General features: G+C 67.8%; 26 protein-coding genes. 12 read left to right on the top strand and 14 right to left on the bottom strand.

Going from position 1 to position 19,891, the window contains the following annotated elements; genetic code table 11:
* Positions 1-32: 32 nt before the first annotated feature.
* Complete coding sequence (locus tag ACQ4LY_RS13575) at positions 33-731, top strand: alpha/beta fold hydrolase (RefSeq protein WP_431072276.1); 699 nt, start codon at positions 33-35, stop codon at positions 729-731.
* A 20-nt stretch (positions 732-751) separates the two neighbouring features.
* Here ACQ4LY_RS13575 and ACQ4LY_RS13570 read toward each other — a convergent pair whose 3' ends face one another.
* On the bottom strand, positions 752-1,459 hold the full coding sequence (locus tag ACQ4LY_RS13570; RefSeq protein WP_042537549.1) for a beta-ketoacyl-ACP reductase: 708 nt from the start codon (positions 1,457-1,459) through the stop codon (positions 752-754).
* Between the two features lie 137 nt (positions 1,460-1,596).
* Here ACQ4LY_RS13570 and ACQ4LY_RS13565 point away from each other — a divergent pair, with 137 nt between their 5' ends.
* The 4 genes from ACQ4LY_RS13565 to ACQ4LY_RS13550 all read left to right on the top strand — a co-directional run bounded on the left by ACQ4LY_RS13565 (position 1,597) and on the right by ACQ4LY_RS13550 (position 3,681).
* Positions 1,597-2,262 (top strand): DUF4190 domain-containing protein, encoded by a 666-nt coding sequence (locus ACQ4LY_RS13565; RefSeq protein WP_431072274.1) that lies wholly within the window; start codon positions 1,597-1,599, stop codon positions 2,260-2,262.
* Between the two features lie 62 nt (positions 2,263-2,324).
* Positions 2,325-2,681, top strand: coding sequence for a DUF3099 domain-containing protein (locus ACQ4LY_RS13560; protein WP_431072272.1), 357 nt, complete (start codon positions 2,325-2,327; stop codon positions 2,679-2,681).
* Positions 2,678-2,872, top strand: coding sequence for a hypothetical protein (locus ACQ4LY_RS13555; protein ID WP_431072270.1), 195 nt, complete (start codon positions 2,678-2,680; stop codon positions 2,870-2,872). Before ACQ4LY_RS13560 ends, ACQ4LY_RS13555 begins: the two co-directional genes overlap by 4 nt.
* Entirely contained in the window at positions 2,869-3,681 is an 813-nt protein-coding gene (locus tag ACQ4LY_RS13550; protein ID WP_431072268.1) for an SURF1 family cytochrome oxidase biogenesis protein, read from the top strand. The genes ACQ4LY_RS13555 and ACQ4LY_RS13550 overlap by 4 nt, the downstream gene beginning before the upstream one ends.
* Before the next feature lie 6 nt (positions 3,682-3,687).
* Here the strand turns inward: ACQ4LY_RS13550 and ACQ4LY_RS13545 are convergent, their stop codons facing one another.
* The 4 genes from ACQ4LY_RS13545 to ACQ4LY_RS13530 all read right to left on the bottom strand — a co-directional run bounded on the left by ACQ4LY_RS13545 (position 3,688) and on the right by ACQ4LY_RS13530 (position 6,691).
* A complete protein-coding gene (locus ACQ4LY_RS13545) occupies positions 3,688-4,119 on the bottom strand; it encodes a cupin domain-containing protein (protein WP_431072266.1) in 432 nt (143 codons plus the stop codon).
* The gene (locus tag ACQ4LY_RS13540) at positions 4,116-4,730 is read right to left on the bottom strand and encodes a pyridoxamine 5'-phosphate oxidase family protein (protein ID WP_431072264.1); all 615 of its coding nucleotides are present in this window, start codon (positions 4,728-4,730) and stop codon (positions 4,116-4,118) included. The genes ACQ4LY_RS13545 and ACQ4LY_RS13540 overlap by 4 nt, the downstream gene beginning before the upstream one ends.
* A 36-nt stretch (positions 4,731-4,766) precedes the next feature.
* On the bottom strand, positions 4,767-6,365 hold the full coding sequence (locus tag ACQ4LY_RS13535; RefSeq protein WP_431072262.1) for an ABC-F family ATP-binding cassette domain-containing protein: 1,599 nt from the start codon (positions 6,363-6,365) through the stop codon (positions 4,767-4,769).
* 92 nt (positions 6,366-6,457) lie between these two features.
* Complete coding sequence (locus tag ACQ4LY_RS13530) at positions 6,458-6,691, bottom strand: CHY zinc finger protein (protein WP_431075687.1); 234 nt, start codon at positions 6,689-6,691, stop codon at positions 6,458-6,460.
* Between ACQ4LY_RS13530 and ACQ4LY_RS13525 the strand changes: the two genes are divergently transcribed.
* The 5 genes from ACQ4LY_RS13525 to ACQ4LY_RS13505 all read left to right on the top strand — a co-directional run bounded on the left by ACQ4LY_RS13525 (position 6,653) and on the right by ACQ4LY_RS13505 (position 10,849).
* Complete coding sequence (locus ACQ4LY_RS13525; protein WP_431075763.1) at positions 6,653-6,796, top strand: hypothetical protein; 144 nt, start codon at positions 6,653-6,655, stop codon at positions 6,794-6,796. The genes ACQ4LY_RS13530 and ACQ4LY_RS13525 overlap by 39 nt on opposite strands.
* Before the next feature lie 75 nt (positions 6,797-6,871).
* Positions 6,872-7,492, top strand: coding sequence for a DedA family protein (locus tag ACQ4LY_RS13520; RefSeq protein ID WP_431072260.1), 621 nt, complete (start codon positions 6,872-6,874; stop codon positions 7,490-7,492).
* Between the two features lie 5 nt (positions 7,493-7,497).
* Positions 7,498-8,754: a sensor histidine kinase gene (locus ACQ4LY_RS13515; protein ID WP_431072258.1), complete on the top strand. Its 1,257-nt coding sequence runs from the start codon at positions 7,498-7,500 to the stop codon at positions 8,752-8,754.
* Positions 8,751-9,422, top strand: a complete 672-nt coding sequence (locus tag ACQ4LY_RS13510; RefSeq protein WP_431072256.1) for a response regulator — start codon at positions 8,751-8,753, stop codon at positions 9,420-9,422. The genes ACQ4LY_RS13515 and ACQ4LY_RS13510 overlap by 4 nt, the downstream gene beginning before the upstream one ends.
* A gap of 110 nt (positions 9,423-9,532) precedes the next feature.
* On the top strand, positions 9,533-10,849 hold the full coding sequence (locus ACQ4LY_RS13505; protein ID WP_431072254.1) for an acyltransferase family protein: 1,317 nt from the start codon (positions 9,533-9,535) through the stop codon (positions 10,847-10,849).
* Here the strand turns inward: ACQ4LY_RS13505 and ACQ4LY_RS13500 are convergent.
* Genes ACQ4LY_RS13500 through ACQ4LY_RS13490 form a run of 3 tightly spaced genes read right to left on the bottom strand, consistent with a single transcriptional unit; the run spans position 10,796 to position 12,655 of the window.
* Positions 10,796-11,389, bottom strand: coding sequence for an energy-coupling factor transporter transmembrane component T family protein (locus tag ACQ4LY_RS13500; RefSeq protein WP_431072252.1), 594 nt, complete (start codon positions 11,387-11,389; stop codon positions 10,796-10,798). The two genes, ACQ4LY_RS13505 and ACQ4LY_RS13500, sit on opposite strands and share 54 nt — an antisense overlap.
* A complete protein-coding gene (locus ACQ4LY_RS13495) occupies positions 11,386-12,078 on the bottom strand; it encodes an energy-coupling factor ABC transporter ATP-binding protein (protein WP_431072250.1) in 693 nt (230 codons plus the stop codon). The genes ACQ4LY_RS13500 and ACQ4LY_RS13495 overlap by 4 nt, the downstream gene beginning before the upstream one ends.
* Entirely contained in the window at positions 12,068-12,655 is a 588-nt protein-coding gene (locus ACQ4LY_RS13490) for a biotin transporter BioY (RefSeq protein ID WP_431072248.1), read from the bottom strand. Before ACQ4LY_RS13490 ends, ACQ4LY_RS13495 begins: the two co-directional genes overlap by 11 nt.
* Before the next feature lie 55 nt (positions 12,656-12,710).
* Between ACQ4LY_RS13490 and ACQ4LY_RS13485 the strand changes: the two genes are divergently transcribed.
* Entirely contained in the window at positions 12,711-13,295 is a 585-nt protein-coding gene (locus ACQ4LY_RS13485; protein WP_431072247.1) for a TetR family transcriptional regulator, read from the top strand.
* 34 nt (positions 13,296-13,329) lie between these two features.
* Here the strand turns inward: ACQ4LY_RS13485 and ACQ4LY_RS13480 are convergent, their stop codons facing one another.
* Genes ACQ4LY_RS13480 through sufB form a run of 6 tightly spaced genes read right to left on the bottom strand, consistent with a single transcriptional unit; the run spans position 13,330 to position 18,546 of the window.
* On the bottom strand, positions 13,330-14,484 hold the full coding sequence (locus ACQ4LY_RS13480; RefSeq protein WP_431072245.1) for a MalY/PatB family protein: 1,155 nt from the start codon (positions 14,482-14,484) through the stop codon (positions 13,330-13,332).
* 2 nt (positions 14,485-14,486) lie between these two features.
* Positions 14,487-14,816 carry a metal-sulfur cluster assembly factor gene (locus ACQ4LY_RS13475; protein WP_045280093.1) on the bottom strand — a complete coding sequence of 110 codons (330 nt, stop codon included), beginning with the start codon at positions 14,814-14,816 and terminating at the stop codon, positions 14,487-14,489.
* Between the two features lie 10 nt (positions 14,817-14,826).
* Positions 14,827-15,597, bottom strand: coding sequence for a Fe-S cluster assembly ATPase SufC (sufC, locus tag ACQ4LY_RS13470; RefSeq protein WP_431072242.1), 771 nt, complete (start codon positions 15,595-15,597; stop codon positions 14,827-14,829).
* Positions 15,598-15,924: a non-heme iron oxygenase ferredoxin subunit gene (locus ACQ4LY_RS13465; protein WP_053096453.1), complete on the bottom strand. Its 327-nt coding sequence runs from the start codon at positions 15,922-15,924 to the stop codon at positions 15,598-15,600.
* Complete coding sequence (gene sufD, locus ACQ4LY_RS13460) at positions 15,921-17,126, bottom strand: Fe-S cluster assembly protein SufD (protein WP_431072240.1); 1,206 nt, start codon at positions 17,124-17,126, stop codon at positions 15,921-15,923. The genes ACQ4LY_RS13465 and sufD overlap by 4 nt, the downstream gene beginning before the upstream one ends.
* Position 17,127: 1 nt before the next feature.
* A complete protein-coding gene (gene sufB / locus ACQ4LY_RS13455) occupies positions 17,128-18,546 on the bottom strand; it encodes a Fe-S cluster assembly protein SufB (RefSeq protein ID WP_053096457.1) in 1,419 nt (472 codons plus the stop codon).
* A 233-nt stretch (positions 18,547-18,779) separates the two neighbouring features.
* Between sufB and ACQ4LY_RS13450 the strand changes: the two genes are divergently transcribed.
* Complete coding sequence (locus ACQ4LY_RS13450; RefSeq protein ID WP_431072237.1) at positions 18,780-19,889, top strand: COX15/CtaA family protein; 1,110 nt, start codon at positions 18,780-18,782, stop codon at positions 19,887-19,889.
* The last annotated feature ends 2 nt before the right edge of the window (positions 19,890-19,891 follow it).

Raw genomic sequence — 19,891 nt, 5'->3', positions numbered from 1 at the left:
CGTATGTCCGTGGCCCGGTCTAGCGTCGGGACATGGACATCATCCTCATCCCGGGCCTCTGGCTCGATGCCTCCAGTTGGAGCGACGTGGCCGCAGATCTCGAGCGCGCCGGTCACACCGTGCATCGGTTGACGATGCCCGGCGTCGGTGCCTCTGCCGCCGACTCATCCGAGATCGGCATCTCCGAGTGGGTCGACGCCGCCGTGACCGCGGTCGACGCGGTCGGCGGGCCTGTCGTGGTGGTCGGGCACAGCGGTGGCGGCAACGTCGCCTGGGGCGTCGCCGACGCGCGCCCCGACGTCGTGACCCGAGCCGTGTTCGTCGACACCGTGCCGCCGCCGTCAGGGTTCGGCATCAGCGAGTTCGAGGTGGTCGACGGCGTCATCCCCTTCCCCGGCTGGGACTACTTCCCGGCCGAAGACGTCGACGATCTCGACGAAGAGACTCGCGCTCGCACCGCGCCCCTCACCCGAAGCGTGCCGGCCAGGGTGCCCACAGACGAGATCACGCTCGGCCCCGGGGCTCGGCATTCCGTCGCCGTGACGCTGCTCATGGGCGGCATGGACCGAGAGACGCTCGAATCAGAGCTCGAGCAGTGGGGCCCGTACGCCGATGAGTTCCGGGCGATCGCCGACGCCGAGGTCGTGCGCATCGGCTCAGGTCACTGGCCGCAGTTCTCGGTGCCGAGCAGGCTGGCCGACCTCATCGATGCGGCGGTCACGCGCCGCTGAGGCAGTGCCCTGCGCTCGACTCAGTGCCCCATCCCGAGTCCGCCGTCCACCGGGATGACGGCGCCGGAGATGTAGCCCGCGTCGTCCCCGGCGAGCCAGGTGACGACGCCGGCGACCTCGTCGGGAGTCGCGAAGCGGCCAGCCGGGATGTTCGCCTTGTACTGCTTCTGCGTCTCTTCGGGGAGCTCCGCCGTCATGTCGGTCTCGATGAACCCGGGCGCGACGACATTCGCCGTGATGCCACGCCCGCCGAGCTCGCGCGTGAGCGAGCGGGCGAAGCCCACGAGCGCGCTCTTCGACGCCGAGTAGTTCACCTGGCCCGCCGAGCCGTACAAGCCGACGACGCTGGAAATCAGGATCACGCGGCCGAAGCGCGCACGGAGCATCCCCTTAGAGGCGCGCTTGACGACGCGGAAGGTGCCGCCGAGGTTGGTCGCGACGACGCTGTCGAAGTCGTCCTCGCTCATCCGCAGCAGAAGGGTGTCCTTGGTGATGCCCGCGTTCGCGACGACGACCTCGACCGGTCCGAGCTGCTGCTCGACCTCGGTGAACGCGGCGTCGAGAGCTGCGGCGTCCGTGACATCAGCGCGGACCGTCAGCGTGCCTTCGGGGCCTTCACCGCTGCGCGCCGTCACGGCGACGCGGTATCCGTCGCGGACGAATCGTTCGGCGATCGCACGGCCGATGCCACGGTTGCCGCCGGTGACGAGGACGACGCGAGAACTCATTTTCCACTCCTGATCTGGCCGGTGAGGGTCGGGGCCGGGTCGTCATCGATCCTACCGATGATGCCGTGACCCGACCGTGTTCGCGTTTGACAGTCCCGGCCCCGACTGGGACGCTGATCTCGACGAAAGGCATCACCGTGAGCGACAACAGCATCTCCACCCCTCCGGGCGGACAGCAGCCGACGCCGCCCCCGGCTCCGCCCCTCGCCCCCGCGCCGCCCGCAGCGCCCTACCGTTCGGGCCCCGCGGCTCCACAGTCTCCGTCGTACCCCGGTGCCACGCAGCCGACGCAGTCCTACCCCGGGGCTGCTCCGTCGTTCGCATCGGGACAGCAGGCCTACGGCGCGGCACCGGCACCGGCACCACAGGCCTACGGCGCGGCTCCGGCACAGCAGGCCTACGGCGCCGCAGCCATCCAGCCCTACGGTGCAGCCCCGCAGCAGTACGGTGCTCCTGCGTCCGGTCAGCCCGGTGCCGGATATCCGACCTATGCCGCTCCGGTCTATCCCCCCGCGCGCCCGGCGAGCGGGCTCGCCGTCACCTCCCTCATCTGCGGCATCGCGGGCGTCGTCCTCTTCTGGGCGCTCATCCCGCTGCTCGCGTCGATCGTCGCCGTCATCACCGGCCACATGGCGCTGCGCCAGACCAAGGCGAACCCGGCGATCGGTGGTCGCGGAATGGCCTTCGCCGGTCTGATCATGGGCTACATAATGGTCGGCTTCCTGGTCATCACGATCGTCATGACCATCATCAGCTTCGTGTTCTTCGGCGCCTTCACGCTGCCGTTCATCTTCTCCTCCTGACTCTCGCTCGAGGCGCGACAGGGCGCGCCGTCGTGCCCGCACCGGCGTAGGCTGGTGTCATCGTGAAGAGCAAGCACCCGGTCCCTGCTGTCACCTCCCTGCCGCAGTCGCCGCAGGACGAGGCAGACCATCGTGTGCGCCGGTACGTCCTCACGATGGCGATCAGAATCGTGTGCTTCGCATTGATGATGTTCGTCCAGCCCTACGGCTGGTACACCTGGGTCTTCGCTCTCGCTGCGGCCGTGCTGCCCTATATCGCGGTCGTCTTCGCGAACGCCGGCAGCGACAGCACCGACACCACCGCAGAGTCGCCGGTGCAGGAGCTCGAAGCTCCCGCGCCGGCCGAGACGCTCCCGGTCGCACCGGAGGCCGCCCCCGGTGTGTTCACCATTCACGAAAGCCGCCAGGATCGCGAGTGAGTGGACTGGAGTGTTCGCGGGCCGGATGCCGGAACGCCGCGACCATGCAGGTGGTGTGGCGCAATCCGCGCATCCACGCCGCTGACCGCGAGAAAATCTGGCTCGCCTGCGCCGAGCACGTCGGCTTCCTTCGCGATTACCTGGCAGCAAGGGATTTCCCCGTGACCGTGAGAGATGGTGTCCCCTCATGAGTGCCCGAATGGGTCGATGGACCGTGTACGTGCTGATCGCGATCGGCTTCGCGATCGCCTGCGCTGTCCTGTCCAACTGGCAGTTCGACCGGAACGAGACCAGATCCGAGCAGATCGCTCTGGTCGAGAAGAACTACGACGCGGATCCCGTACCGCTCGCCGATCTCATCGGCACCGATGGATCACTCGACCCCGATGATGTGTGGCACCCGATCGTTCTCACCGGCGAGTACGTCGCCGACGAGCAGCTCCTCGTCCGCAACCGCCCGCACGGCGGCACGAGCGCTTTCGAAGTGCTGGTGCCGTTCCGCGACGTCGATGGCCGCGTGTTCATCGTCGACCGAGGGTGGGTGCCTCCAGGCGACGGTGACTCCCCCGACGCGGTTCCTGCTCCCCCGGCGGGCGAGGTCGAGGTCATCGTGCGACTGCGTCCGGGCGAACAGCTTCCGGCATCCGGACGAGGCGCGCCCGAGGGCCAGGTGCCGACGATCAACCTGCCATCGATCGCCGAGCTGGTCGACGGCGACGTGATCACCAGCGCTTACGGGCAGATCGTCAGCGAGAAGCCGGCAGGAGAAGGCACGCTGGGCGGCTTCGACTCCCCCACCGACGACCCGGGTCCGCACCTGTCCTACGCGATCCAATGGATCCTGTTCGCGCTCATGGGCTTCGTGTTCATCGGCTACATCATCCGCACCGAGATCGTGAAGCACCGTGAAGAGGTCGAGGGCGTGCCCGCTCCGATCACGAAGTCTCGGCGCCGCGACAAGGATGCGGATGTCGAGGACGAGCTCCTCGACGCGCGCTGACACGCCTCAGTCCCACGGCATCGGCTTCTCGGGCAGACGAGAACTGTCATCAGGCAGGTGCGGGAGCTCCGCCCCGCCTGCTCGGATGCAGAGCCAGCGCAGTTCGCCGGCGCTGTCGGCTCGAGCACGCCAGGTACGGGCGACGCCTTGGCCGACGCGGATCACGGTGCCCGGACCGACTTCGACCACTTCGTCGTCAAGTCCCATCTGTCCTCGACCGTCGAGGAAGACGTAGAGCTCTTCGACGCGTGAGTGGACGTGCCAGTAGCCGGCCTCTTCGCCAGGGGCCAGAGCGTTCGCGGTGAGGCCGATGTACTGCATCGTCAGCTCGTGATCGACGACCCGGCGTCCGTCACGCGAACGCGCCGCGTCGAACCCTCCATGATGCTGGCGCCACTCGTCGAGGGCACCGATCTCGACGACCTCGAAGCCCTTCACGCTCCACAGCCCTCCGTCAGCTGTTCCGCGGCTCCGGCGATGAGCGTTCGCGTCCAACTCCCCTCCGTCGCGTCGTAGACGACACGTGTATGACGTCGGTCTCTCGATCCCTGCCAGAACTCGACCCTGCTCGGGATCAGTCGCCAGAGCGTCCAGTCGCCGGCCGCGATGTCGGCACGCGCGGATGCGGAGCGCGCGGCGAGATCGGCCGCGCTCTCCTCGGCCGTGGCCTCTTCGACGCGTCCGCGCACTCGTACAGCACGCACCTGGGGCTGCCACCAGAAGTTCAACGCCGCCGCGGGTACGGCGGCGAGCTGCGCGCCCTTTCGGGAAGATCTCGTGCTGGCGAAAGCCCACCCGCGCTCGTCGATCCCCTTCAGGATGAGCGTGCGGGCATCGGGAACGCCGTCCGCATCCACGGTCGCGAGGGTGACGGTGTGCGGCTCCGCCACTCCGGCGTCGGATGCCTCGCGCAGCCAGCTGGCGAAGAGCGCGCTCGGTTCATCGGGCAGCGCACCGAGATCCCAGACCGGGGCGACCCCGGTGAGAGCGTGCCTGCCTTTCAACCACTCATTGAGCGCGAGAAGGTCCAGTTCCTGTTCGTCCGTCACGCTATCGACTATGCCACCGACCGAGGACGGCGCAGGTCAGGCGAGCTCGATGAGGTCCTGGTACTCCTGGCTCCAGAGATCCTCGACGCCGTCCGGCAGGATCAGCACGCGCTCGGGATTGAGCGACTGCACCGCTCCCGGGTCGTGCGACACGAGCACGACAGCGCCCTCGTAATGCGCGAGAGCACCGAGGATCTCCTCGCGCGACGCGGGGTCGAGGTTGTTCGTGGGCTCGTCGAGCAGCAGCAGGTTCGCGGATGAGACCACGAGGGTCGCCAGGGAGAGACGGGTCTTCTCGCCTCCGGAGAGCACGCCGGCGGGCTTCAGCACGTCATCGCCCGTGAACAGGAACGAGCCGAGCACCCTGCGCGCTTCCATCTCGGTGATGTGCGGTGCGGCCGACACCATGTTCTCGAGGACCGATCGATTCACATCGAGGTTCTCGTGCTCCTGCGCGTAGTACCCGACCTTCAGGCCGTATCCCGGCTCGAGCTGACCGGTGTCGGGCTGGTCGACGCCCGCGAGCATGCGCAGCAGGGTCGTCTTTCCGGCACCGTTGAGTCCGAGTACGACGACCTTGGAGCCGCGGTCGATCGCGAGGTCGACGTCGGTGAAGATCTCGAGCGACCCGTAGGACTTCGAGAGTCCGGTCGCCATCATCGGGGTCTTGCCGCAGGGAGCCGGCTTCGGGAAGCGCAGCTTCGCCACCCGGTCTTCCTGGCGGACGTCATCGAGGCCTGCGAGCAGCTTGTCGGCACGCGCGATCATCTGATGAGCGGCAGCGGCCTTCGACGCCTTCGCACCGAAGCGGGCCGCCTGCAGCTGCAGGGTCGTGGCCTTCTTCTCAGCGTTGGCGCGTTCCTTCTTGCGGCGCTCTTCGTCGGCCACCCGCTGACGCAGGTAGTTCTTCCAGTTCATGTTGTAGGTGTCGATGATCTGGCGGTTCGCGTCGAGGTAGAAGACGCGGTTGACGGTCTCGCCGACGAGTTCGACATCGTGACTGATCACGATCAGCCCGCCCTTGTAGTTCTTGAGGAACTCACGCAGCCACACCACACTGTCGGCGTCGAGGTGGTTGGTCGGCTCGTCGAGGATCATCGTCTCGGCATCGGAGAACAGGATGCGGGCCAGCTCGATGCGACGGCGCTGACCACCGGACAGCGTCGACAGCGGCTGGTCGAGGATGCGGTCGGGCAGCGACAGGTTGTTCGCGATGGATGCCGCCTCAGCCTCAGCCGCGTACCCGCCCTGCCCCTCGAACTCCTCGGTCAGGCGCGCATAGCGCTTCATCGCCTTCTCGGCGACCGCGGGGTCGTCTGATCCCATCGCGAGTGCCGCTTCGTTCATCCCGAGGTTGAGCTGACCGAGTCCGCGCGCGTCGAGGATGCGGGTACGTGCGAGGTCTTCGGGGTTGCCCGAACGGGGATCCTGCGGCAGGTAGCCGAGCTCGCCCGACCGGGTCACGCTGCCGCCCGACGGGAGCACGTCACCCGCGAGCACCTTGGTGAGCGTGGTCTTGCCTGCGCCGTTGCGGCCGACGAGACCGATCTTGTCTCCGTCGCTCACACGGAACGACACATTCTCCATCAGGAGGCGTGCGCCCACGCGGATCTCGAGTTCGTGCACGGCAAGCACAGCAGGATGTCCGTTCGTTCAGGGGGAATCGGCCGAGCGGCCAAACTCCCAGTATAGATCGCTCGGCTGGGTGTTCAGTCGACGCACGGCGTTCAGTCGAAGTAGAGACCGTGGTGCAGATGGCATCCCGGATTGAACCCGGCTGAGCACTCGGGACACCCCTGCGCGTCGAGATAGGCGTGAATACTCAGCAGCGACCCGCACACACCGCACAGGACCGCCTGCGACGCGCGCTCACGGCGTCCCCACTGCCGCGCCTCATGACCGGCGACCGCCTCGTGGCAGAGATGGCACGGATACCACTCACCGCAGCAGGCGAACTCGATCGCGATGACGTCGAGCGCACCGCGATAGTGCTCGCAGCGCGTCTCGCCATCGACCACGAGCCCATGCACCGTGATCCCGCCGACGCGTATCGGGCGGTCGACTGATCTACCTCTCAGGGTGGATGCGGTCGATACCTCAGGGTGATGCCCCACGTGCCACCTGCTTCCTAGCCTTCTGGGGTGGATGTTATCAACGAGCTCATCATGCAGACCGTCGCCTCGCCCTGGCTGTACGTCGTGCTGCTCGCGGTGACCGTCATCGACGGGTTCTTCCCACCGGTGCCGAGCGAGACCGTCCTGGTCGCCGCAGCGGCGGTGCTGGCGTCGACGGGCGAACTCTGGGCTCTGATCCCCCTGGGTCTGGTCGCTGCACTGGGCGCCGCGATCGGCGACAACATCGCCTTCGCGCTCGGACGGCGCCTCGGCACCACGCGATGGGCCTGGATGCGTCGCCCCCGGGTGGCGGCCGCATTCACTCACGCCGAACGCGCACTCGAGCAGCGCAGCGCCGCCCTCATCCTGGGTGCCCGCTACATCCCGGTCGGTCGGGTCGCCGTGAACATGTCCGCCGGCGCCCTCCGATTCTCATGGCGGCGGTTTCTGCCCCTGAGCGTCGTGGCCGGCATCAGCTGGAGTGCGTTGAGCCTCACCATCGGAATGCTCGCCGGCGCGTGGGTCAAGGAGCAGCCGCTTCTCAGCGCCGGGATCGGGATCGTCGTCGCACTCGTCATCGGACTGATCATCGACCGGGTCACGGCCGCCCGTCGGCGACGTGCACCCGTGGCGCAACTGGCAGGATGACAGGCATGGCACGTCGTCGATCGCGCACCCAGCGCGCTCCCCGCATCAGCCGCCGCACCGCCGCTCTGGCGGCACTCGGCGCTGCGTGCCTCGCGCTGTTCGCCGTGCTGGTGCCGATCCAGACCGTTCTCTCCGGCACTCCTCTCCCGCTGTCCTTCATCCTGGGCGCGGCCCTCTGCGGGTCGCCGCTGCTGGCGCTGGCCCACCCCCGATGGGCGATCGCGGCGTTCTGCGCGTCCGCCTTCACGCTTCCCCTGCTCGTCGTTCCGACGCTCGCGACCGAGTCACCGTGGCCGTGGTCGGTTCCCGCGCTGTTGACCTTCGTGCTCTTCGTCGGCGTCGTGACCTTCATCCACGGCGCCAGGTTCGGCGCCTTCCCTCTCGTGGTCGGCGTCGTCCTCTCTCTCACGGCTCCACTGCTGCGCCCCGAGACCGTCGCCACAGCGCCCACGGCCGGCAGCGTGACCGCCGACCTCATCGTCACCACCTCCGTGACCGCGGCGATGTTCCTGGTCGCCATCCTGGTCGCCGGCCGGATGCGCGTGTCGGCCGAGCTCACGCGGGAGCGCGAGCACTCCGCGCTCGAGGAATCCCGCCGCGGACTCGTCGAGGAGCGCACCCGGATCGCGCGTGAGCTCCATGACGTGATCGCGCACAGCATGTCGGTGATCCAGGTGCAGGCCTCCACTGCGCGATACCGCCTTCCCGAGATCGGCGACGCCGCGTCCACCGAGTTCGACAGCATCGCAGCGACCGCACGGGAGTCCCTCACCGAGATGCGACGGATGCTCGGCGTCCTGCGCACCGAGGATCAGACAGCCGAGCTCGCCCCGCAGCAGCGCATCGACGACATCCCCGCGCTCGTCGACACCATTCGACGCGCAGGAGTCACAGTCGGGCTGGAGATCACGGGCGCCGTCGCAGACGCACCGCAGGCCGTGCAGATCGCCGCGTTCCGGATCGCACAGGAGGCTCTGAGCAACGCCGTGCGGCACGCATCGGGCGCGCCGGTGACCGTCCGGGTGCAGGCGGATGCCGACGCGGTCCGCATCCGCGTGCGCAACGGGCGCGCCGCCGCTTCCCCTGCAGCGACCGGCGGCGGATACGGACTTCGCGGTATGCGCGAGCGCGTCGAGCTGCTCGGAGGCTCCTTCGCGGCCGAGCCGACCGCCGACGGCGGGTGGGAGGTGGCGGCGTCATTGCCACTCCGCGACCCTGATCCGCACACTGAAACGACTGCATCTCCTGAGGAGACCCCGTGACGATCAACGTCCTCATCGCCGACGACCAGGCCATGGTCAGAGCGGGCTTCGCGGCACTCCTCGACGCCCACGAGGGCATCCGCGTGTCAGGCCAGGCGGCCAACGGCGCCGAGGTCGTCACCCTCGCCGCCCGGCTCGACCCCGACGTCATCCTCATGGACGTGCGGATGCCGGAGCTCGACGGCATCGAGGCGACGCGGCGCATCCTCGGCCCCGGGTACCCCGCTGCCCACGTGCCCCGGATCCTCATGCTCACGACCTTCGACATCGACGACTACGTCTATGACGCCCTGGAGGCCGGCGCAAGCGGATTCCTGCTGAAGGACGCTCTCCCCGAAGAGCTCGTCCACGCCGTGCGAGTGGTCGCAGGCGGCGACGCACTGCTCGCGCCGAGCGTGACCCGGCGGATGATCGAGCAGTTCGCCGGCCGCCGGCCGCGCACGCCTCGTGCAGCCGCCGCTCTGGCCGACCTCACCGAACGCGAACGCGAGGTGCTGGTGCTGATCGGCCGCGGTCGATCCAACAGCGAGATCGCAGGAGACCTCTTCATCGCCGAGCAGACGGTCAAGACTCACGTCGGCAAGGTACTCGCCAAACTCGGGCTGCGCGACCGCGTGCACGCCGTGATCCTCGCGTACGACACCGGGCTCGTCGAGCCCGCGTCGTGAACACCACGGAGAGATCACCCCGCGGTAGGGGTGCGAACAGCCCCACGGGGTGATCCGGCACCCGACACCGTCTTCATACGCTCCTCGGACACCCCATCCGAGGAGGAACGATGGCCATCGTCGAGGCACCCCCGCTCACCGCTCTGCAGGCCCCGCTGCCGAGTGGTCGAGACTCCGCGATCGACTTCCTGCGCGCAGTCTGCGTCGTCGGCGTCGTTCTGCTGCACGCGATCATGGTGGGTGTCACCGTCGTCGACGGCGCCCCCGTCTTCGAGAATGCCAGCGACGGCGCCGGGTGGATCGTGCCGGTGAGCTGGATGCTGCAGGTCATGCCGTTGTTCTTCATCATCGGCGGGTTCGCGGGCTTCCTCGCCCAGCGGCGGCAGCGAGAGCGTGGCGGCACCGCATCCGGCTTCGTGGCCGCCCGTGTGCACCGGCTTCTCCGGCCGGCCGTGTTCGCGATCGCTATCGTGGGCATAGCGCTCGCAGTGCTGAGTCTCGCCGGTGTACCCGCCGAGTTCGTGACGGTCGCCGGGTTCCGCTACGGTCAGCCACTCTGGTTCCTCGGCGTCTTCCTGCTCTGCCAGGCACTGCTCCCGATGCTCGCGAGTGCCCATGACAGGGCACCGAAGTCGGCTCTGGCGGCGCTGGTGGCTGCATCACTCGCGGTCGACGGGCTCCGAGCACTGACAGGTGTCGACGGCCTGGGGTTCCTCAACCTCGCCTTCGTGTGGCTCGCCCTGCAGCAGATCGGATTCTTCCTCGCGGACGGAACGATCGAGCGGCTGAGCAGGCACTGCAGAGCCGCCTGTGGCGCAGTGGCGGCGACCGTGCTCGTCGCGACGTTCATGAGCGGCACCTACTCCCCCGACCTCATCGCGAACATCAACCCGCCCACCGGCGCGCTCCTGCTCGTCGGCGTCGTGCACCTGAGCGCTGTGTCGCTGTTCCGCGGCCGCATCGAGGCGTTCAGTCGACGCCCGCGAGCGGCGGCTTTCGCCGCGTTCGTCAACCGGCGCACCATGACGATCTACCTCTGGCACATGCCGGTGCTTCTCGGCATGGCCGGCCTCTCGGCTGTCGCGGCGCTGACGACGGGCCTGGCGCTCCCTGAGCCGAGCAGCATCGGATGGTGGCTCTCCCGTCCGCTCTGGCTCGCGACCGCGCTCACCCTCACCGCCGCGGTCGCGGTCGCGCTCACCCGTGTCGAGACCCGGCCGTCTCCCGTGCTGACGGAGTCGCCTCGCCGCGTGCTCGGCGCCGTGACAGTGGGACTCACCGCTGTCGTCCTGCTACTGCTGATCGGAACGACCGTGCTGACCGCGACCGTCGCCGTCTGCGGGATGCTCTGGGCACTTCGACTGGCTCGGCGCTCACACGAGACCGCGCGCGGCAAGAGCGTCGCCCACGTCGTCCGCGTGCCGTAGCGTGCGGACGAGAAGGGGCACGACGCCCCGGATGCCCAGCCGAGCACCTCGCGCCCGCTGCGTGTCACTGACCTCGTGGGCGAAGGATGCCACCACCGGAATCATCGTGATCGTGAGCGAGATCGCCATCGAGACGGCGTCAGCATCGACCCCGAGACGGCGCAGCGGAAGGAGCATCCGGTGCAGCACGCCGAGGAGATCACCCATTCGCGTCGTGATCGTGAGCAGAGAGGCGAGCAGCACGAGCGAGATGACGCGTGCAGTGCTGATCCAGGCCGCGAGCGGTGAGACGAAGATCCACAGTGCTGCTCCGAGGACGAGCACGAACCAGCGGAGGCGCCACGCCTCAGCGGCCAGCACGCGCATCGGCAGGCGGGCGAGGGCGAAGAGCGCGCAGACGCCGATCACCGTGACGCCGATGCTCCAGACATCATGCGGATAGGCGGACAGACCGATCGCGAGTGCGGCGAAGATCGCGAGCTTGGCTCCCGCAGACATCCGATGGACGACGCTCGCGCCCGGCCTGTACGTCTGGATCATCGGCACAGGTGCCGATACTCGGCGATCACGGCACCCGGCTCGCCTGCGGCCACGACAGCGCCGTCGTCGAACAGCACCGCGTGGTCGCAGCGTGCCGCGAGGTCGAGATCGTGGGTGACGATCACGACCTGCGCCGTCTGAGCGAGCAGGAGGTCTGCGATGCGCCGGGCATTGCGCAGATCGAGCAGGGTCGTCGGCTCGTCGGCGACGATCAGCTGCGGTTGGGCGATCAGCACCGATGCGAGTGCGAGGAGCTGTCTCTGACCACCGGAGAGGTCCGATGCCGCGACGAGCGCCCGATCCGCGAGTCCGTGCTCAGCGAGCGCATCGGCCACCCGCGCATCGATCTCCGCCCTGGGCAGGCCACGCAGTGACAGCGCGAGATCCTCGGCGGGCGTCGGCATCAGTATCTGGGCCTGCGGGTCGGTGAACACGAAGCCCACGCGGCGACGTAGCGCCGCGACGTCACGTCGCGTATCGAATCCGTGCACGCTCACCTGCCCCGACGTGGGCACGACGAGACCGTTCAGAAGCCGCGCGAAGGTCGACTTGCCCGATCCGTTCGCGCCGACGACCGCGATGCGCGGCGCCGTGAGATCGACGCTGATATCGCGAAGGATCCGTCGGCCCTCGCGCTCGACGGTCACCCCGTCGAGCGCGATGCGTGCGACGCTCGCGTCAGGCCGCACGGGCGGGCGCCGCCACGAGAGCTCTGTGAGCGCCGAAAGCCCTCGGGTATGCGCGCCGCAGCGCGAGCGTCAGCGCCACAGCCGCCGCGGCCTTGAGCAGATCGCCGGGCAGGAACACCAGGGCCGCCACGGCGGTCGACGTGAGGTCGAGGCCGAGGACCAGCGCGGTGACCGGGATCCCGCACAGATACACGACCAGGATGCCGCCGATCACTGTGCCGAGTGCGATGCGCCACCATGTGAGCCTGCCTCGGCGCACGATCAGTCCGATCACGACGACTCCGGCCACCCATCCGAGCAGGTACCCGGCCGTCGGACCGACGAACACCCCGAGGCCTCCGCGCCCTCCGGCGAGTACCGGAAGACCCACGGCCGCGAGAGCGAGCACGAGCAGGATCGAGAGCGGAGCGAGCCGAGGACCGAGGACGGCACCGGCGAGCATCACCCCGAGAGTCTGCGCGGTGATGGGCACACCACCGGGGATCGGTATCGTCACCATCCCGAGAACCACGATGAGGGCGGCGAAGATCGCTGCTCTGGCCAATTCGCGACCGAGGTCGCCTCGCTGCTGCGTCATATCCGACACCTTCCTGAACACTGTTCACCTGAACGGTGTTCACTATAGTGAGAAGATGAGCCCCGATCACAACTCGACCCGCCATGATCGCGATGGCGTCGCCCGGGCGGCCCTGGCGCTCCTCGACGAGGTCGGTCTCGCCGACCTCTCGATGCGCAGGATCGCGAGCAGGCTGGATGTCCAGCCGAGCGCGCTCTACTGGCACTTCACGAGCAAGCAGGAGCTGCTCGCCGATCTCGCCGACCGCATCACGTCGACCATCCCGCGGGATGACGCCGATGTGCTGACCACAGCGCGCAGCATCCGTGATGCCCTGTTCACCTATCGCGACGGCGCAGAGCTCGTACTCAGCACCTACGCACTGCAGCTCGGCTCCTCGCAGGCGCAGACCGCGCTCGAGGACTCCCTGCACCGCGTCGGAGCCGAGGACTCCCACGAGCGGGCGGTCGCCCTCCTGCACTTCATCCTCGGTCACGCGACGCTCGTGCAGCAGCGCATGCACGCCGACAGCCACGGCGCGCTCCCCGCAGGCGACGCGGTCGACGTCACCGCGGGGCTGGATCGGATCTTCGACCTCGGAGTGACAGCGCTGGCGAGAGGCACGGTCGACCACGAGGCGGGCGACCGACGGCTCAAGTGACGCCGTCGCCTACCGCGTCTTCACCTCCGCGCGATCACCTCTGAACGAGCGCCGCGATGCGCTCGACGGCTTCGGTGATGATCTCGGGGCTCGTACCGAAGTTCAGACGCACATAGCCCGCTCCTTCGTCTCCGAAGGCCGGGCCGAAGTGCAGCGCGACCCTGGCCTCCTTGAGGATTCGGCGCGCCGGATTCTCACCCCATCCGAGGCCGGAGAGGTCGATCCAGGCGAGGTAGCCCGCATCCGGAATCCGATAGCGCGCCTCGGGCAGGGTCGATGCCAGCAGATCCTCGAGAAGCACTCGATTCGCATCGAGCGTCCTCAGCAGTCCGTCGAGCCACTCGTCGCTCTCCTCCGAGAACGCGGCGACCGCGGCCAGAAGACCGAACTGCCCGGTACGCCAGACGACCTCGATCGGCAGGCCGCGCACGACCTCGCTCGTGGCGTCGGAAGCCGTCACCATCAGGGCGCATTTGAGGCCGGCGAGATTGAACGCCTTGCTGGCGCTGACGACCGCGAATCCGACCCGCTCGGCCGCCTCGCCGGTGTCGAGGAACGGCGTGAAGCCGGTGCCGGGCTGCGCGAGCGGCGCGTGGATCTCGTCGGAGATCACGGACGCGCCGAACTCGTCGGCGATCTCGGCCAGCGCGGCGAGAGAGTCGCGGCTGTGGACCGTCCCCGTCGGGTTGTGCGGGTTGCAGAGCAGCATCGCGGTCGCGCCGTCCTCGAACGCGGCACGGATGCCGTCGAGGTCGAGCTCCCACGCCGTGCCCGTGTCACGCAGCGGAACACGCGACACCTCGGCGCCGGCCTCGGAGACCAGATCGTAGAACGGCGGATACACGGGAGGAGTGACGACGACGCGCTCCCCGGGCTGGGTGACGCGACGGAGGATCTCCACGATGCCCATGCTGACGTCAGCGGTACTGCGCATGCGCGCAGGATCGACGTCCCATCCGAAGCGTCGCCGGGCGAATGCCGCGTAGGCGGAAGGCAACGGCGTCCGCGACGCGATGTACCCGGTGTCCCCCGTCTCGACGGCGCGGTGGAGCGCCGCCGAGATCTCGGGTGCGAGGGCAAAGTCGGTCTCCGCGACGAACAGCGGAAGCACATCGGCGGGATACTCCCGCCACTTCTCGCTGCTCCGCTCGCGGAGCTCGGCCAGAGGCAGAGCCTTGACCTCGAGCATCCTCAGATGGCGAAGCCGAGGGCGCGCATCATGTCGCGGCCGTCGTCGGTGATCTTCTCCGGACCCCACGGCGGCATCCACACCCAATTGATGCGGAAGCGGTCGACGACGCTGTCCAGAGCCTGTGCGGTCTGGTCTTCGAGGACGTCGGTCAGGGGGCAGCCGGCACTGGTCAACGTCATGTGGATGACGAGAGCGTCGTTCTCGTCATCCCACGCGAGGTCGTAGATGAGGCCGAGGTCGACGACGTTGATCCCGAGCTCCGGGTCCATGACGTCTTTGAGTGCCTCGGTGACCTCGTCGTACTTCTGGTCCGTGAGGGTGGCTGTCATGCCGATCAGCCTACGCCTCGATGGGGGCTGCGGGGTCGAGGAAACGGTCGTATCCCTCGTCCTCGAGCCGGTCTGCGAGCTCAGGGCCGCCCTCTTCGACGATCTTGCCCGCGACGACGACATGCACGAAATCGGGACGGATGTAGCGGAGGATGCGCGTGTAGTGCGTGATCAGCAGGACGCCGAGGCCGGTCGACTCCTTGGCACGGTTGACGCCCTCGGAGACGATCTTCAGCGCGTCGACGTCGAGACCGGAGTCGGTCTCGTCGAGGATCGCGAACTTCGGCTTGAGCACCTCGAGCTGGAGGATCTCGTGACGCTTCTTCTCGCCACCCGAGAAGCCCTCGTTGACGTTGCGCTGCGCGAACTTCGGGTCCATACGGAGGTTCGCCATGGCCGCCTTGACGTCCTTGGTCCAGCCGCGGATCGCGGGCGCTTCGCCGTCGAGAGCCGTCTTGGCGGTGCGGAGGAAGTTCGTCACCGTGACGCCAGGGATCTCGACCGGGTACTGCATGGCGAGGAACAGTCCGGCGCGAGCGCGCTCGTCGACGCTCATCTCGAGCACGTCCTGGCCGTCGAAGGTGATCGAGCCCGAGGCCACCGTGTACTTCGGGTGTCCGGCGATCGTGTAAGCGAGCGTCGACTTGCCCGAGCCGTTGGGGCCCATGATCGCGTGCGTCTCACCGGTGTTCATGGTGAGGTTGATGCCGTTGAGGATCGGGGTGGTGCCAGCATCCGTCTCGACCGTCACGTACAGGTCGCGGATTTCAAGAACAGACATTCAGACTTCCTTCGTCACAGTCGGGTCGATGAGCACGTCGTCGCCGTCGATCTCGACGACGTAGACCGGAACGGGCTCATAAGCGGGGAGATTCTGGGGCTTGCCGGTGAGCAGCGAGAACGCCGAGCCGTGGGCCCAGCATTCCACCGTGTCACCCTCGACGAAGCCCTCGGCGAGAGAGATGTCGCCGTGCGTGCAGGTGTCTCCGATGGCGTGGATGACGCCTTCGGAGTCCTTGATCACGGTGATCGGCACGCCGTTCGGCTCGACACGGATCGGCATGTCCTGCTCGAGTTCCGCGACGCCGCACACGCGCTCGGCGCTCACGCGTTCACCTCGGCGAGCTCCGTCTCGATAGCGTCGAGCAGCTCGGTCTCCAGAGCCGGGATGCCCAGGCGCTGGACGATGTCGGTGAGGAATCCGAGCACCACGAGACGGCGGGCTTCCTCTTCGCTGATGCCACGAGCCTGCAGGTAGAACAGCTGCTCGTCGTCGAAACGACCTGTGGCGCTGGCGTGGCCGGCACCGAGGATGTCTCCGGTCTCGATCTCGAGGTTCGGGATCGAGTCGGCACGAGCGCCCTCGGTGAGCACCAGGTTGCGGTTCGCCTCGTACGAGTCGGTGCCCGTCGCGTCGGCGCCGATCAGCACGTCGCCGATCCAGACGCTGTGCGCGCCCTCGCCCTGGAGCGCACCCTTGTAGAGCACGTCGCCCTTGGTGTGCGCGCCCTTGTGGTGCAGATACACCTGGCTCTCGAGGTGCTGACCCGCATCGGCGTACGACAGACCGTAGAGGTAGCCCTCCGATCCGGCACCCGCGAGCTCGACGCTCGGGTTCACGCGCACGACGCCGCCGCCGAAGCTGATGACGAAGTGCTTGAGGGTGGCATCCGCGTCGACTCGCGCCTGATGCGACGAGGTGTGCACCGCCGCATCCTGCCACTGCTGCAGGCTGATGACGGTGAGCTTCGCTCCGTCGCGCACGATGATCTCGACGTTCTGCGAGTACTGCGCGACTCCGGTGTGCTGGAGCACGACGGTCGCTGAGCTGTGCTCGAGCGCCTCGATCACGATGTGGGCATCGGCGCGCAGTTCTGCACCGAGACCGTCGATCGACACGAGGATCGGCTCTGCGACCTCCTCTTCGCGAGGGATGCGGATGTGCAGCGCTTCGGGCGAGCCCTGCCACGCGATGGCCGCGGTGATGTCCTCGGCGAGGAAGACCTCGCCACGGGGAGCGTGGCCGGCGGCGAGCGGAGCGGAGACATACTGCTCTCCTGCGCCGAACGTGTAGCTCACTCCGTCAGCGGAGCCCGCGACCTCGAAGAGGGGCGAGAGCTTCGCGACGGGCGTGTGCTTCCAGTTGACCTCGCGGCCGGTAGGCGCACCGAAGTCCGCCGGCTCGAACGAATGCGGGCGCTCGGAACGCGTCTGAACCGGAACGAATCCGGCGTCCGCGACCTGCGCGGCCGGGTCGACATGCGCGCTCGAATGATGCGACGCCGTGGGCGTCGTCGTCTGGGCCGTCATCTCAGCCGACCGATCCTTCCATGCCCATCTCGATGAGCTTGTTCAATTCCATCGCGTACTCCATCGGCAGCTCCCGTGCGATCGGCTCGATGAAGCCGCGCACGATCATCGCCATCGCCTCGTCCTCGGGCATGCCGCGGGACTGGAGGTAGAAGAGCTGCTCTTCGCTGACCTTCGAGACCGTGGCCTCGTGGCCCAGCTGCACGTCGTCGACACGGATGTCGATCGCCGGGTAGGTGTCGGAGCGCGACTTGGTGTCGACGAGCAGGGCGTCGCAGCGCACGGTGTTCGCGGAGTGGTGCGCGTTGGCGTCCACTCGCACCTCGCCACGGTACCCGGCACGCCCGCCGCCACGCGCGATCGACTTCGAGACGATCGACGACTGCGTGTAGGGAGCCATGTGGATCATCTTCGCGCCGGCGTCCTGGTGCTGGCCGGGGCCCGCGAACGCGACCGAGAGGGTCTCGCCCTTGGCGTGCTCGCCCATCAGGTAGATCGACGGGTACTTCATCGTCACCTTGGAGCCGATGTTGCCGTCGACCCACTCCATCGTCGCTCCCTCGTGCGCGACCGCACGCTTGGTGACGAGGTTGTAGACGTTGTTCGACCAGTTCTGGATCGTCGTGTAGCGAACGCGGGCGTTCTTCTTCACGATGATCTCGACGACGGCCGAGTGCAGGGAGTCCGACTTGTAGATCGGGGCCGTGCAGCCCTCGATGTAGTGGACGTAGCTGTCCTCGTCGGCGATGATCAGGGTCCGCTCGAACTGGCCCATGTTCTCGGTGTTGATGCGGAAGTACGCCTGCAGCGGGATCTCGACGTGCACGCCCTTGGGGACGTAGACGAACGATCCGCCCGACCACACGGCGGTGTTCAGGGCCGCGAACTTGTTGTCGCCGGCCGGGATCACGGTGCCGAAGTACTCCTCGAAGAACTCGGGGTGCTCGCGAAGCGCCGTGTCGGTGTCCATGAAGATGACACCCTGCTCCTCCAGGTCCTCGCGGATCTGGTGGTAGACGACCTCGGACTCGTACTGAGCCGCGACGCCGGCCACGAGACGCTGACGCTCGGCCTCGGGGATGCCGAGACGCTCGTAGGTCTCACGGATCTCGGCGGGAAGGTCTTCCCACGACTGCGCCTGCTTCTCGGTGGAGCGCACGAAGTACTTGATGTTGTCGAAGTCGATCTCGCTGAGGTCTGCACCCCAGGTCGGCATCGGCTTGCGTCCGAAGAGCTGGTATCCCTTGAGACGGGTCTTCAGCATCCATTCGGGCTCATGCTTGAGCGCCGAGATCCCACGGACCACCTCTTCGGAGATACCGCGCTTGGCGATGGCTCCGGCAGCATCTTCGTCATGCCACCCGAATTCGTACACCCCCAGGCCGTCAAGCTCCGGGCGGTCGATCAGCACATCCGACATCACACACTCTCCTCACAGGTCCCAAAACGGTGTCATCCGCCCCGACACACCTGATCCCCGTCGAGTCTGCGGGAGCGGGTGCCGTTGGTGGGCCCTCATCACCGGCGCATCCATCGCGCCTAAACTGTTAGCGATGCTTCAGCGCGGTCAGCGCTCATCACAACAATCCGATTCTACAGGTTCCGCCTGAAGACAGGGCCGCTCGCCGTGTCCGGCGCGGTTCGGAGAGACTTATGCCCGAGACGACGATCTCCTCCTCCACGAATGCACCGCAGACGACCTCGACGGCCGCGCTCCTGTGGGGACGGATGCTGCGCGTGTGCGCCTGGCTCTCGTTCCTCGCGCAGACCATCATCATCGGCACCGGAGGCGCGGTGCGCCTCACCGGCTCCGGGCTCGGATGCTCGGAGTGGCCTCTGTGCACTCCTGAGTCCCTGGTGCCGATCTATGCCGATCAGGGAATACACGGGATCATCGAGTTCGGCAATCGCGTGATGACGGGCGTCGTCGGCATCATCGCACTCGCAGTGCTCCTGCTCGTGCTGGCGCGTGTCGGCGGCAGACGCCTCGTGTTCTCCGCTCTGCGCTTCGCCGCGAGTGGCATCGTCGCCGCGGCGGTCGTCTTCGGGCTGGTCTCTCTGTTCTCCCTTCCCGCGACGCCCTTCGCCATGGGCGCTCTGCTCGTCACGGTGATCGCCGCGATGATCCGTTCACTCAGGCTCGCGTCGGAGCGCCGTGATCTCGTCGTCCTCGCCTGGGTCGTCCTCGTCGGAGTCGTGGCACAGGCGCTCGTGGGCGGAATCACCGTCCTCACCGGCCTGAACCCCTTCATCGTCGGGTTCCACTACGTCTCGTCACTGCTGCTCGTGTGCGTCACGGCTGCGTTCCTGGTGCGGCTCTACGCTGCAGCCGGACCCAGGGTGAGCGCCGTCCCGAAGTGGTTCGCCATCCTCAGCCACGTCACCGGTCTGGCACTGGCCGTCACGATCGTGTTCGGTGTTCTGACGACGGGCTCCGGGCCGCACTCCGGTGACGCCGACGTGCTGCGGCACGGATTCGACGCCACGATCCTCGCCCACGTGCACTCGTGGCCCGGATACATCCTCGCCGCTCTCGTCGCCGCTCTGACGATCTCGGCGTGGGCGCTTCGGCTCGAACCTCGCAAGTGGCTGCTCGTCCTCGTGCTCGCGATCCTCGTGCAGGTGGGCGTCGGCATCTGGCAGGCGCGTGAGGGGCTCCCCCCGCTGCTCGTCGGCATCCACATGGTGCTCGCTTCACTGTCGGCCGCCGCCTACACGGTCGTGGTGCTGCACCTGAAGAAGCCGGTCTCCGCTCGGGAGTGACG

Source organism: Microbacterium phyllosphaerae, assembly GCF_050628115.1.
In the GTDB taxonomy this organism is placed as follows: Bacteria; Actinomycetota; Actinomycetes; order Actinomycetales; family Microbacteriaceae; genus Microbacterium; species Microbacterium phyllosphaerae_A.
Note: the sequence above shows the minus strand (reverse complement) of the source record. Positions and strands in the feature narration are given on the sequence as shown.

Excerpts from the sequence above, each read along its gene's own strand:
- ACQ4LY_RS13525 (WP_431075763.1), top strand. The coding sequence starts at position 6,653 with ATGGCACGGATACCACTCACCGCAGCAGGCGAACTCGATCGCGATGAC.
- ACQ4LY_RS13575 (WP_431072276.1), top strand. The coding sequence starts at position 33 with ATGGACATCATCCTCATCCCGGGCCTCTGGCTCGATGCCTCCAGTTGG.
- ACQ4LY_RS13550 (WP_431072268.1), top strand. The coding sequence starts at position 2,869 with ATGAGTGCCCGAATGGGTCGATGGACCGTGTACGTGCTGATCGCGATC.
- sufC (WP_431072242.1), bottom strand. The coding sequence starts at position 15,597 with ATGTCTGTTCTTGAAATCCGCGACCTGTACGTGACGGTCGAGACGGAT.
- ACQ4LY_RS13485 (WP_431072247.1), top strand. The coding sequence starts at position 12,711 with ATGAGCCCCGATCACAACTCGACCCGCCATGATCGCGATGGCGTCGCC.
- sufD (WP_431072240.1), bottom strand. The coding sequence starts at position 17,126 with ATGACGGCCCAGACGACGACGCCCACGGCGTCGCATCATTCGAGCGCG.
- ACQ4LY_RS13500 (WP_431072252.1), bottom strand. The coding sequence starts at position 11,389 with ATGATCCAGACGTACAGGCCGGGCGCGAGCGTCGTCCATCGGATGTCT.
- ACQ4LY_RS13450 (WP_431072237.1), top strand. The coding sequence starts at position 18,780 with ATGCCCGAGACGACGATCTCCTCCTCCACGAATGCACCGCAGACGACC.
- ACQ4LY_RS13515 (WP_431072258.1), top strand. The coding sequence starts at position 7,498 with ATGGCACGTCGTCGATCGCGCACCCAGCGCGCTCCCCGCATCAGCCGC.
- ACQ4LY_RS13505 (WP_431072254.1), top strand. The coding sequence starts at position 9,533 with ATGGCCATCGTCGAGGCACCCCCGCTCACCGCTCTGCAGGCCCCGCTG.
- sufB (WP_053096457.1), bottom strand. The coding sequence starts at position 18,546 with ATGTCGGATGTGCTGATCGACCGCCCGGAGCTTGACGGCCTGGGGGTG.
- ACQ4LY_RS13570 (WP_042537549.1), bottom strand. The coding sequence starts at position 1,459 with ATGAGTTCTCGCGTCGTCCTCGTCACCGGCGGCAACCGTGGCATCGGC.
- ACQ4LY_RS13475 (WP_045280093.1), bottom strand. The coding sequence starts at position 14,816 with ATGACAGCCACCCTCACGGACCAGAAGTACGACGAGGTCACCGAGGCA.
- ACQ4LY_RS13480 (WP_431072245.1), bottom strand. The coding sequence starts at position 14,484 with ATGCTCGAGGTCAAGGCTCTGCCTCTGGCCGAGCTCCGCGAGCGGAGC.
- ACQ4LY_RS13490 (WP_431072248.1), bottom strand. The coding sequence starts at position 12,655 with ATGACGCAGCAGCGAGGCGACCTCGGTCGCGAATTGGCCAGAGCAGCG.